The organism is Klebsiella sp. B345 (genome assembly GCF_051131735.1).
Lineage (GTDB): Bacteria > Pseudomonadota > Gammaproteobacteria > Enterobacterales > Enterobacteriaceae > Klebsiella.
Window position 1 is genome coordinate 793,351 of sequence record NZ_CP180443.1, and the last position, 11,629, is coordinate 804,979.

Genomic DNA, 11,629 nt, shown 5'->3' on the forward strand with positions numbered 1-11,629 from the left:
TTTTTTTATAATACTTTCAGTCAGATAGCTGTAGCTGCTGCGCCACTTTTCCGGCAAAAAAAGTGAAGGGCTGCTGCAGATTGACCAGGTTATGCGCGTTGACCTGCCACAGCGACACCGCCGGTTGAAAATCCGCCAGCGTCAGCACCGTCACTTCATCGCGCCACGGGCTGGCGACCAGCGCCGCCCGCGGCACCAGGCCGAGTCCTTGCCCCTGAGCAACAAGGCCAATTTGCAGCCGGGCGCCCGCGGTTTCGACGTTCAGCTGCAGCCGCAGCCCCTGGGCCTGCAGTTCGCGGATTAGCCCCGCACGCAGCCCGCAGCCGTCGGGGTTGAGTACCCAGCCCTGCGCCGCGCAATCCCGCAGCTCCGCCGCCCGCAGACGCAAGCTTTTCGCGGCAATCACCACGATATCCAGCGGGCACAGCAGCCGCCCGCTGTAGCCGTCGGCAAACGTCTGCTGCGCCGGCCCCATCGCCAGCATCCCGTCGAGCTCGACGCTCTCCAGCCGCTTTTGCAGCAGCCCACTCCAGCCGCAGGTAACCTGAGGTTGCAGCTGTGGAAACTGTTGACGTAGCGCCAGCAGCGCCGGCTGGAGGGCGATCTCCGCCACGCTCTGCGGCACCCCAAGGCGCAAGATACCGTGCGGCTCCGCCTCCGGGTCGAGCAATCCGTACAGTTTTTTGGTCTCTCGCTTGATGCTCAGGCACTGCTCATACACCCGGTGGCCGGTGGCGGTCAGCGTCAGCGGCCGGGTCTGGCGCTCCAGCAAGGTGACATCCAGCGTCTGCTCCAGACGCTGCAGCCGACGGGTGATGGCCGACTGGGTGATCCCCAGATAGTCCGCCGCCTGATTGAGGGAGGAAAACTGGACCGTTGCCAGCAGTGCGTCAATGTCGTCGATGCGCATAGAATCCTTAATGTGATTTTTGCATATTAATATATGCGTAAATTGCATTTAAATAATATTAACGCCTTTGTTAGCGTAATGACCAGTCCCTCTGACAGGAACCGCTCATGACCGCACCACGACTGGAAAAATTACGTCATTTTATTCAAGAGGTTGATGCTCTGCATCGCGAGTTCTCCTCTTCCTCGCCGCTGCTCGACGCGGTGGCGCTGCGTCTGGCGCTGCTGGTGAAACACGACGACTGGCTACCGGAAGAGTACAGCCTGCCGCACCCTCACCACTACCAACAATACCTGCTGTACGCTGACGCCGGGCAACGTTTTTCGATCGTCAGCTTTGTCTGGGGCCCGGGACAATCCACGCCAATTCACGATCACCGGGTGTGGGGCGCCATCGGCATGCTGCGCGGCGCGGAGGAGAATCAGCGCTATCGACTAAATGGCGCGGGGCAGCCGGTAGCGGACGGGATTGCCACGCGACTCTCCCCCGGCGAGGTAGAAAAAGTCTCTGCTCAGGACGGGGATATTCACCGGGTCAGCAATGCCCTGGCGGACGGGGTATCCATCAGCATTCATGTCTACGGCGGCAATATTGGCGCCGTGAAACGGGCCGTATACACCCCGGAAGGCCTCGTCAAACCGTTTATCTCTGGCTACTCCAATCGCCACCTCCCCAATCTCTGGGATTTCTCGAAGGATAATTAATATGCCCGTTTATCTGTATCGCCAGGCCGCTGAAGTGCGCCAGGCCCTGCTCGACCACGCCGAAGTGGCGTTGATTGATGTGCGTGAAGAGGCCGATTTCGCCGATGCGCACCCGCTGTTCGCCGCCAATCTGCCGCTGAGCAAGCTGGAGCTGGAGATCCATCGTCGGGTGCCGCGCCTCTCCACCCCAATAACCGTTTATGATAATGGCGAAGGCCTGGCCGCATCGGCGTACCAACGCCTGCGTCAGTGGGGGTATCAGGATGTCACGTTGCTGGAAGGTGGCCTGAGCGGCTGGCAGCGCAGCGGCGGTGAGCTGTTCCAGGATGTGAACTCCGCCAGTAAAGCGTTTGGCGAGCTGGTAGAGAGCGTGCGCCATACCCCGTCGCTCACCGCCGAGGCGCTGAACACGCTGATCGATGCCCGGGAGCCGCTGTTAATCGTTGATGCCCGGCGCTTCGATGAGTATCACACCATGAGCATTCCCGGCAGCATCAGCGTGCCGGGCGGCGAACTGGCGCTACGCATTGAAGGTCTGGTGAACTCAACCCAGACGCCGATCGTGGTCAACTGCGCGGGCCGGACCCGCAGCATTATCGGCGCCCAGTCGTTGATCAACGCCGGCATAAGCAACCCGGTCTACGCCTTGCGTAACGGCACCATCGGCTGGACCCTGGCCGGACTGCCCCTCGAACACGACCAGCAGCGTCGCTATGCCAACGAAACGCTGGCCTCAAGCGCGCGTCTGCAGCAGGCTAACCAGCTGGCACAACGTGCCGGCGTGACCTTTATCGATCTCCCGACGCTCCAGCGCTGGCAGCAGCAGCCGGACCGCACCACCTACCTGTTCGACGTTCGCAGCCCCCAGGAGTATGCCGATGGTCATCTGCCAGGCAGCCTCAGCGCCCCAGGCGGCCAGCTGGTGCAGGAGACCGATCACCACGCCAGCGTACGCGGGGCGCGCATTGTGCTAGTGGATGATGACGGCGTGCGTGCCGCGATGAGCGCCTCGTGGCTGGCGCAGATGGGTTGGGAAACCGCGGTCCTGCACGGTCTGAGCGCCGCCCACTTTAGCGAACGCGGCGTGCCGGCCGCCAGCGTGCCGCCGGCGCCGCAGGCGGATGAGATCGACGACGAGCAGCTGGCAGCGCAGCTGCAGACGCCGGGCACGGTGGTGCTCGATTTCACCACCAGCGCCAACTACGTGGCACGGCATATCCCGGGCGCTTACTGGCTGGTACGCTCGCAGCTGAAGCAGGCTCTGAAGACCATTCCGCCCGCCAGCCGCTACGTACTGACCTGCGGCAGCAGCCTGCTGGCCCGTTACGCTGTCACCGAGGTGGCGGCGTTGACCGGCAAACCGGTGCAGGTGCTACGCGGCGGGACCAGCGCGTGGATTGCCGCCGGACGCCCGCTGGAACAGGGAGAGACCGCTCTAGCCACCCCGCGTCGCGATCGCTATCGTCGGCCCTATGAAGGTACAGATAACCCCCGCGAAGCAATGGCGGCCTACCTGGAGTGGGAGTATGGTCTCGTCGACCAGCTGGCACTCGACGGCACCCACGGCTTTCGGGTGATCTAAGCTAACCTCCGGGGCATCAGGCGTCGCGCATAATCCACGAGTACTGGAAGGTTTTCTCTGCCGGGAAGTGGGTGCGACGCCGGAACGATCCCAACGATTGCGGCGTGCAGTAGGTACAGCTCCCCAGCCATTCGATGTTGCGCTCGGGCACTCCGGCATGGTCCAGCAGCAGCTGGCCGAACGCTCGCAGATCGAACCACTGATTGTCCGGCCCCGTGGCCCGGGCTTGCTCAGCGCCAACGGCGTGCTCATCCCGCGGCGCAAACAGCCGCGCCCTGTGCTGGCTGGCCAGTTCGCCAGCCGGCGTTGCCAGCAGCTGCGGATAAAAATCCGGGGTCACTTCATAACAGCAGGCCTGAATATGCGGCCCGATCGCCACCACCACCTCTTCCGGCGCAACGCCCTGTTGCGCAAAGCAGTCAAGACTATTGGCGATAATGCCGTTTGCCGCACCGCGCCAGCCGGCGTGGACACTACAGACAAAGCGCCCATCGCGAGAAGCCATCAGCATCGGCAGGCAGTCCGCCGTTACTACCCCGACCTTTTGCCCGCCGCGTTCGGTGAAGACCGCATCGGCGTGCGGACGCTCCGCCAGCGGCGCCTGGTAGTGATGCACCACATTGCCATGCACCAGCTTCACCGGCGCCATCTCGTGATAGGGAAAGGCGGCGGTTTCATGGACGTCAAGAAAGGCATAGCGAATGCCGGGAATATCGCTCAGTAAACGGGAGTGAAAGGACATGGCGGCAGAACGTATCGATGGAGGATGATTTACCCTAGGCCAAAGTCTGACGCAACGCAAGACGCAAACCGGGCTATGCCGGCCCGGCAACAGGTGCCAGGCCGGGTGGATTCATCAGGCGAGCGACTGACGCCGCTGGCGGTTCATCAGCCAGAATACCGCCACACCCGCCAGCAGGATCCCCGGCGCGGAGGCGGCCATTACCCCCACTGTGCCTGTCCCCATGGCCAGCATTTTGCCGGCCAGCAGCGGGCCGCTCATCGCCCCCAACCTTCCGACCGCCACCGCCGTGCCGACGCCGGTGGCACGGATTTCAGTGCGATAAAACAGCGGGGCCAGCGCGTACAGCACGCTTTGTCCCCCGGTGGCAAACAGCCCGGCGACAAAACCAGAGACGAGCATTGCGGTCAGGGTGGATGCGCTGCCTAGCGCCAGCAGCGACGCCAGCATGCCGCTATAGATAAGCAGCGACATCAGTAGCGGGCTGAGCTTGTCCATCAACGCCCCCAGCAGCAAGGTGCCGCAGGCCGCCCCCAGCTGCAGCACAAACATCACGCCAGCCGCCTGGCTGCCGCTGAAACCTTGCTCGACCAGCAGCATCGGCAGCCAGTTGATCAGCATGTAGACCACCAGCAGAGTGAAGAAATAGCACAGCCACAACAGCAATGTCGCCGCAGCGTTGCCGGGTGCCAGCAACGTGCGCAGCGGTGCCGGTTGCACGCCGGTGTGAAAAACGGCGGATTCCGGCAGCCAGCGCATCAGCATCGGTACCAGCAGCAGCGGCACAACGCCGCCGACCCAAAATACCGCCTGCCAGGCCGACGCCAGCCCCGAGAAGCCCAGCGCCGCCGCCAGCGCGGCGCCAATCGGCACGCCGCAGTACATCAGACTCACGGCGGTGCCGCGAAAACGCGGCCCGGCAGCCTCAGAGGTTAAGGCGATGAGGTTCGGCAGCGCCGCCCCCAACCCTACGCCTGTCATCAAACGGGCCAGTAGCAGCGTCGGGAAGCTCCACGCCAGCGCGGTGGCGATTGAGAATAATCCAAACAGCATCACCGAGATAATCAGTACCCGCTTGCGTCCATGGCGGTCAGCGAGCATCCCGCCCACCAGCGCGCCGGGCAGCAGGCCGAGGATCCCGGCGCTGAAAATCCAGCCCATCTGCATTTTATCCAGCGCAAACGCCTGCGCCATACCGACGGCGGCAATCCCGGCGGCCTGCAAGTCCAGCCCCTCCATCAAAGCCACCATAAAACAGAGCCCGATGGTTAACACCAGGCGTGAAGCCGATCCAGAGGTCGTTGTGGTCATAAGAGTACCTGTGCGATAGGAGTAACAGAGCAGGTGAATAGCGGCTGATACGTTGCCAGCCGCCTGTTGTTTTATTTCGCGCGGTTCAGCAGATCCAGCGCGACATCGACGATCATATCCTCCTGACCGCCCACCATCCGGCGCTTGCCCAGTTCAACGAGGATATCCACCGCGCTGAGACCGTAACGCGCCGCGGCCACTTCGCTATGGCGCAGGAAACTGGAGTAGACGCCGGCGTAACCCAGCGCCAGGGTTTCGCGATCGACCCGAACCGGGCGATCCTGCAGCGGTCTCACCAGCTCATCGGCGGCGTTCATCAGGGCGTACAGATCGGTGCCGTGATCCCAGCCGAGCTTGTCCGCCGCGGCGATAAACACCTCCAGCGGCGCGTTCCCGGCACCGGCCCCCATCCCGGCGAGGCTGGCGTCGATACGATCGCAGCCCTCTTCCACGGCGGCCAGCGAGTTCGCCACTCCGAGACTCAGGTTATGGTGCGCGTGGATCCCGGTCAGGGTTTCCGGCTTCAGTTCCGCCTTCAGCGCGCGGAAGCGATCGCGGATGTCGTTCATGTTCATCGCCCCGCCGGAATCGACGACGTAGATACAGGTGGCGCCGTAGGATTCCATCTTTTTCGCCTGCTGCGCCAGCTGTTCCGCGCTGGTCATGTGGCTCATCATCAAAAAGCCGACGGTGTCCATCCCCAGCTCGCGGGCAAAGGAGATATGCTGTGCGGAGACATCGGCTTCGGTGCAGTGGGTCGCGACGCGCACCACCCGCGCCCCTGCCTGATAGGCCTGTTTCAGGTCGTGCAGAGTGCCGATTCCCGGCAGCAGCAGCGTGGCGATTTTGGCTTGTGATACCGATTCCGCCGCCGCCTCAATCCATGCGATATCGCTATGAGCACCGAAGCCGTAGTTAAAGCTCGACCCTTGCAGGCCATCGCCGTGGGCCACTTCGATAGAATCGACGCCGGCCTGGTCCAGCGCACGCGCTATCTGGCGTACGTTATCCAGCGAATATTGGTGACGGATGGCGTGCATCCCGTCGCGTAAGGTCACGTCCGAGATATAAAGTTTCTTACCGTTCATGCGTTTTCTCCCGCCGCGTCGTTCATTGACTGGGCCATTTTCTCCGCCGTTGCCAGCGCCGCCGAGGTCATAATATCGAGGTTGCCGGCGTAGGATGGCAGGTAGTGGGCGGCCCCCTCGACCTCCAGATAGACCGCGGTTTTCAAGCCCGAGAAGCGGCCGATACCCGGCAGGTTGACCGGGTTGTCTGCCGCAATCACCTCAAACTGCACCCGTTGCTTCAGGCGGTAGCCCGGCACGTAGGCCTGTACCGCTGCCGCCATGTCGTTGATCGACGCTTCGATCGCGTCCTGCGATGCGGCCTCGCTGAGGACGTACACCGTGTCGCGCATCATCAGCGGCGGCTCCGCCGGGTTGAGGACGATAATCGCCTTGCCCTTCGCCGCCCCGCCCACCTGTTCAATCGCCTGGGAGGTGGTTTCGGTAAATTCGTCGATGTTGGCGCGGGTGCCCGGCCCCGCCGACTTACTGGCGATGGAGGCGATAATTTCCGCGTAGTGCACCTTCGCCACCCGTGAGACCGCCGCCACCATCGGAATGGTGGCCTGCCCGCCGCAGGTCACCATATTGACGTTGTGCTTGTCGAGGTTGTCCGCCAGGTTAACCACCGGCACACAGTACGGGCCGATTGCCGCCGGGGTCAGGTCGATGCAGCGGATCCCCGGTTTCGCCTCGCGCAGCGCGGCGTCGTTTTTGATATGCGCGCCGGCGCTGGTGGCATCAAAGACAAAATCGATATCGGCGAATTCCGCCATCTGCATTAACCCGCCCACGCCTTCGTGGGTGGTCGCGACCCCCATCCGGCGGGCCCGCGCCAGGCCGTCAGATTGCGGGTCGATACCGACCATCACCGCCATCTCGAGGTGCTGCCCGTGACGCAGGATCTTAATCATCAGGTCGGTACCGATATTGCCGGAACCGACGATCGCCACTTTACGTTTACTCATGCCACCTCTCCTTTATCTACCGCGTCGGTCGCCACAAAACTGGCGGCAACCGAACCAATACCTGCAATGTGTGCCTCGAAGCGATCGCCTTCGTTAATTGCCACCATCGGCCCCAGCGCTCCGGTCAGCACGATATCGCCGGCGCGCAGCGGCTCCCCAAGAGTGGCCATCTTGCGCGCCAGCCACACTGCCGCATTCAGCGGATGGCCGAGGCATTCACTGCCGAGTCCGCGCGAGACCTCTTCTTGATTACGGGTCAGACTCATGGTGCAGTTTTTCAGATCCAGTCCCGCCGGATGCTGGGCCGGACCGCCGAGGACATACAGGCCGCAGGAGGCGTTATCCGCTACGGTATCGACAAAGCCTATCGACCAGTCGCGGATCCGGCTGCCGACCACTTCCAGCGCCGGGAACACCCAGGCGATGGCGGCATACAGCTCATCGAAGGTGGTATCGACGTGGGGCAAATCCTGTTTCAGCACCAGCGCAATTTCCGCCTCCACCTTCGGCTGGAGCACCCGGGAAAACGGCACCTGGGCGTTATCGCCATAACACATATCAGCAAACAGCGTGCCGAAGTCTGGCTGATCGACCCCCAGCTGCTGCTGCACTTTCGGATGGGTCAGGCCCACTTTGCGCCCGACAATCCGCCGCCCGCGGGCGACGTGGTGCTGGACGTTGAGACGCTGGATGGCGTAGGCAGCGTCGGCGTTATCTACGCCAATCAACTCGCGCAGCGGTTCAATGGCCTGGCCGTGGGTCTCGGCATCGCGCAGTCGTTGCGCCAGTTGTTCGAGAGAAAATGTGCTCATTGCGGCTCCTTATTGGCGCGCCAGGAAATCCAGCACCAGCTGGTTGAAACTGTCAGCATGTTCCCACTGCGCCCAGTGGCCGCAGTCGCGGTAGATATGCAGTTCGGAAGCGTTGATCCCGGAAAGCAGGCGCAGGGCGGCGTCCATCGGGACGAAGCGATCGTTGCGTCCCCAGACGATCAGGGTCTGGGCGGCAATCTCGCCCAGGCGTGGGCCAAAATCCGGGAACTGTTTCGGGTTGGCCTCGAGGCTTTTCACAAAGCTATCGAGGTGATCCCGGCGCGACAGCATGTTGTTCAGCCGCGCTTCAAACAGCGCTTCGGTCAGATCGCGGGTATCGAAGACGAAGATGTTCATCATGCGCTTCAGGTTTTCGATGGTCGGTTCACGATACAGCGCGTTCAGGAGCTTGATCCCTTCGGTCGGCATCGGCGTGAACAGGCTCATACCACCGGTTCCACCGCCCATCAATACCAGTTTGCCAACGCGCTCCGGCCAGCTCAGGGTGAAGGCCACCGCGCTGTGCCCGCCCATCGAGTTCCCCAGCAGGTGGACCTTATCGATCCCTAACTGATCGACAACCTGCTTGAGGATCCGCGCGTTGAGGTCAGAGCGGGAACCGGTGTTGACGATAGTGTCGCTTTTCCCCCAGCCGGGGCAGTCCAGCAGCAGCACACGGTAGCCTGCGGCCACCAGCGGGTCGATATTGCGGCTAAAGTTGGCCCAGCCGGTGGCGCCCGGTCCGGAACCGTGCAGCAGTACCACGGTTTCAGCGCCGTGGCCACAGTCGTTAAGGTGAACGCGCAGCGTACTTCCGCCTTCTTCGACGGTCAGAAAACGGCTGGTTGCGGCTTCGGTCTGCGGTTGATAAGTCATATTTCTCTCCTGATGATTCAGTTCCGGGGGGTGGCGCTCAGTGAGCCAAATCCAGCAATCCATTCCGGTATTGGCCGGTAGTAGCGCCCTTCGCAGCGCCAGTCGCCAAACGCGGACAGCGCCGCGAAGGCCGCCACCCAGGTTTTAATTTCGTGAGTTGATTTACCGGCCATCGCCGACAGTTCGTCATTGCTGACGGCATCCAGCTCCGTCAGTCGTCCCTGCTCCAGCAAGCTCATAAAGCGGTTATCCCAGACCGGGTTCAGCGGATAGAGCGAGTTCTGGTCGTCAACGAACTGCTTCGCGGCGCTGATCACCCGATGCTGACGCCGTTCGCGCTCTTCCGGCGGCAGCTGCCTGCCGCTACCGAGCAGGCGATCGCGCATATGGGCATCGGCCTTCGCCAGCTCCGGCACCGGCGGCTGGTGCGACAGACCGCCGGAACCCAGAATCAGCACCCGTTTGTTGAGGGTGGAGAGGAACTGCCCCATCGCCTCGCCCATCATGCGAGTGCGCTGGAATCCCGGCAGCGGCGTGGCGACGCCGTTGATAAACACCGGCAGCACCGGCACGTTATCGAGGCCGCCGAGCAGGAACTCCAGCGGCTGTGCGAAGCCGTGATCCACCTGCATGCAGTAGGAGACCGCCAGGTCGATGCCGCTTTTCATCACGGCATGCGCACAGGCTTCCGCCAGCGCAGCCGGTACCGGTAAGGTCCCGCTGGCGCTGGAGAAATCGCCGATGGAGGTCGCGCCTACCCCTAAGCAAAACGGCGGCATCACATCGTAGAAAAAGCCGTTGTAGTGATCGGGGGCAAACAGCACCACCAGCTCAGGGTTGAACGCGGCGATCCGCGCCCGGGCTGCGGCGATCACGCCGTTCACTTCGTCGAGTACCGCCGGTTCCGGGTCAACATAACCCACCAATGGGGTGTGAGAGAGACAGTGCAAATAGGCATTCATATCAGGCTACCTTGTTGATAACGGTGGCGTCACCGGCGGGCGCCAGGCTCATTTTGCTTGCCAGACGGTCCAGCTTGCCGCCGAGGGTTTGCGGGATGGCTACCGTCGCCACGAAGCGGTCTGGCCGCACCACCGCGATGGCGGTGTCGTATTCAGCAAACCAGCTTTTCAGGCGGTTTTGCGTGTCGCCGACGCGCAGCACTCCGGCGAAATTATCCTGCTGGCGGTGTATCTGGACCTCCGGCACCACCTGAATAAAGCGCACCCCGACCGCATGCCACTGGGCGATCTGCTCGCGATTCAACCCCCACTGCGGGTTGCAGCCCCAGGCGATAATCGCGAAACGGGCGCCGAGCACCTCATCCAGCAAGGTGACCGTGCCGTCTTCCAGCGTCACTTTTGGTTGGATGAACATTTTTCCCACCGGCGAGTTCTGGCTTTCGCCTTCCGTCAGCAACGCGCCATCGCGGTACTGCGGCATCGGCTTAAAGCGCATTTCAAGGAAGTACCGCTTCACCGGCGGCAGATAATTCAGCAGCCAGGTGATCCCATCGCGCAGGGCGCCATGCCAGCGTTTAGGCGGCGCCAGCACGTTGCCGGCGGTGACCGAGAGGTCAATCATCGCTTTGGCATGGTCGCGTCGCTCCTGCTGATAGCTGTCAAGTAAGCCGCTCCCCGCCTTGCCGTTGACCACCAGCGCCAGTTTCCAGGCGAGGTTAAAGGCATCGCGCATTCCGCTGTTGTAACCCTGCCCCTGCCACACCGGCATGATATGCGCGGCATCGCCCGCCAGCAGGATACGGTCCACCCGGAAGCGTTCGGCAATACGGGCGTTATGGGTGTAGACGCGCTGGCGGATCAGTTCGACGTTGTCCGGGTCCGGCAGCACTTTGCTCAGCAAGTTACGCATATTCTGCGGTTCGCTCAGCTGTTCTTCGGTTTCACCCGGCATCACCATAAATTCGAAGCGGCGCACGCCGTGCGGCAACGCGGCGGAGACATACGGGCGTACCGGGTCGCAGCACAGATAGACGTGCGGCGTAGCCAGCGGGTCGTTAGCAATATCAATGACGATCCACTGATTGGGGGCGGTTTTGCCCTCAAAGGGGATATTTAAGCTGCGGCGAATCAGGCTTCCGCCGCCGTCGCAAGCCACCAGCCAGTCGGCCTGAACCGTTTCGCGCTCGCCTTCCGGCCCTTTCAGATTTAAGGTCACCGCCTGCGCCGACTGGCTGAAGGCTTCGACTTCACGGGAAAACAGGCAGCGCACGTGGGGAAAGCGTTGCAGCCCTTCGTACATCACCGCATCAACCTGCGGTTGGATAAAGGCGTTACGGCGCGGCCAGCCAAACTCGTCGGTCATCGGCTGAATATCGGCGAAGCAGCGACCTTTCGGCGTCAGAAAACGCATCGCGTGCCACGGGGTGGTATGCGGCAGCACGTTCTCCACCAGCCCGATGCCCTGCATCGCCCGCAGCGATTCGTCATCAATACCGATGGCGCGCGGGTAATCAATCAGCTTGTCGAGCTTTTCGACCACCAACACGCTGACCCCCATCTGGCCAAGGTAGTTGGCTATCATCAGCCCGACCGGACCCGCGCCGGCGATGACCACCTGGGCGGAGTGCTGTACAGCGGGTTGAATATCCGGATTTGATGTTGTCATTTCAGAACCTCACGACTCAGACAAAGTGC

The 11,629-nt window shown here is 62.4% G+C and carries 11 protein-coding genes; 2 read left to right on the forward strand and 9 right to left on the reverse strand.

Annotation, left to right across the window (positions count from 1 at the left end):
- Window positions 1–16: 16 nt before the first annotated feature.
- Window positions 17–910, reverse strand: coding sequence for a LysR family transcriptional regulator (locus tag ACMYSO_RS03745; RefSeq protein ID WP_434669385.1), 894 nt, complete (start codon window positions 908–910; stop codon window positions 17–19).
- Window positions 911–1,017: 107 nt separating this feature from the next.
- On the opposite strand from ACMYSO_RS03745, the gene ACMYSO_RS03750 reads away from it, so the two are divergent.
- Together ACMYSO_RS03750 and ACMYSO_RS03755 are read left to right on the forward strand one after the other, a co-directional pair.
- Window positions 1,018–1,614, forward strand: coding sequence for a cysteine dioxygenase (locus tag ACMYSO_RS03750; RefSeq protein WP_434669386.1), 597 nt, complete (start codon window positions 1,018–1,020; stop codon window positions 1,612–1,614).
- 1 nt (window position 1,615) lies between these two features.
- A complete protein-coding gene (locus ACMYSO_RS03755) occupies window positions 1,616–3,196 on the forward strand; it encodes a rhodanese homology domain-containing protein (protein WP_434669388.1) in 1,581 nt (526 codons plus the stop codon).
- Between the two features lie 16 nt (window positions 3,197–3,212).
- On the opposite strand, the gene ACMYSO_RS03760 is transcribed toward ACMYSO_RS03755, so the two are convergent.
- The 8 genes from ACMYSO_RS03760 to ACMYSO_RS03795 form a co-directional block, all read right to left on the reverse strand.
- Entirely contained in the window at window positions 3,213–3,938 is a 726-nt protein-coding gene (locus ACMYSO_RS03760) for a polyphenol oxidase family protein (protein WP_434669389.1), read from the reverse strand.
- A 114-nt stretch (window positions 3,939–4,052) separates the two neighbouring features.
- Window positions 4,053–5,249 carry a 3-(3-hydroxy-phenyl)propionate transporter MhpT gene (gene mhpT / locus ACMYSO_RS03765; RefSeq protein ID WP_434669391.1) on the reverse strand — a complete coding sequence of 399 codons (1,197 nt, stop codon included), beginning with the start codon at window positions 5,247–5,249 and terminating at the stop codon, window positions 4,053–4,055.
- 71 nt (window positions 5,250–5,320) lie between these two features.
- Window positions 5,321–6,337, reverse strand: coding sequence for a 4-hydroxy-2-oxovalerate aldolase (mhpE, locus tag ACMYSO_RS03770; protein ID WP_434669392.1), 1,017 nt, complete (start codon window positions 6,335–6,337; stop codon window positions 5,321–5,323).
- Window positions 6,334–7,284: an acetaldehyde dehydrogenase gene (gene mhpF / locus ACMYSO_RS03775; RefSeq protein WP_434669393.1), complete on the reverse strand. Its 951-nt coding sequence runs from the start codon at window positions 7,282–7,284 to the stop codon at window positions 6,334–6,336. Before mhpF ends, mhpE begins: the two co-directional genes overlap by 4 nt.
- The gene (gene mhpD, locus ACMYSO_RS03780; protein ID WP_434669394.1) at window positions 7,281–8,096 is read right to left on the reverse strand and encodes a 2-keto-4-pentenoate hydratase; all 816 of its coding nucleotides are present in this window, start codon (window positions 8,094–8,096) and stop codon (window positions 7,281–7,283) included. Before mhpD ends, mhpF begins: the two co-directional genes overlap by 4 nt.
- Window positions 8,097–8,105: 9 nt before the next feature.
- Window positions 8,106–8,972, reverse strand: a complete 867-nt coding sequence (gene mhpC, locus ACMYSO_RS03785; RefSeq protein ID WP_434669395.1) for a 2-hydroxy-6-oxonona-2,4-dienedioate hydrolase — start codon at window positions 8,970–8,972, stop codon at window positions 8,106–8,108.
- 17 nt (window positions 8,973–8,989) lie between these two features.
- On the reverse strand, window positions 8,990–9,934 hold the full coding sequence (gene mhpB / locus ACMYSO_RS03790) for a 2,3-dihydroxyphenylpropionate/2,3-dihydroxicinnamic acid 1,2-dioxygenase (RefSeq protein WP_434669396.1): 945 nt from the start codon (window positions 9,932–9,934) through the stop codon (window positions 8,990–8,992).
- Between the two features lies 1 nt (window position 9,935).
- A complete protein-coding gene (locus tag ACMYSO_RS03795; protein WP_434669397.1) occupies window positions 9,936–11,600 on the reverse strand; it encodes a bifunctional 3-(3-hydroxy-phenyl)propionate/3-hydroxycinnamic acid hydroxylase in 1,665 nt (554 codons plus the stop codon).
- Window positions 11,601–11,629 lie beyond the last annotated feature (29 nt).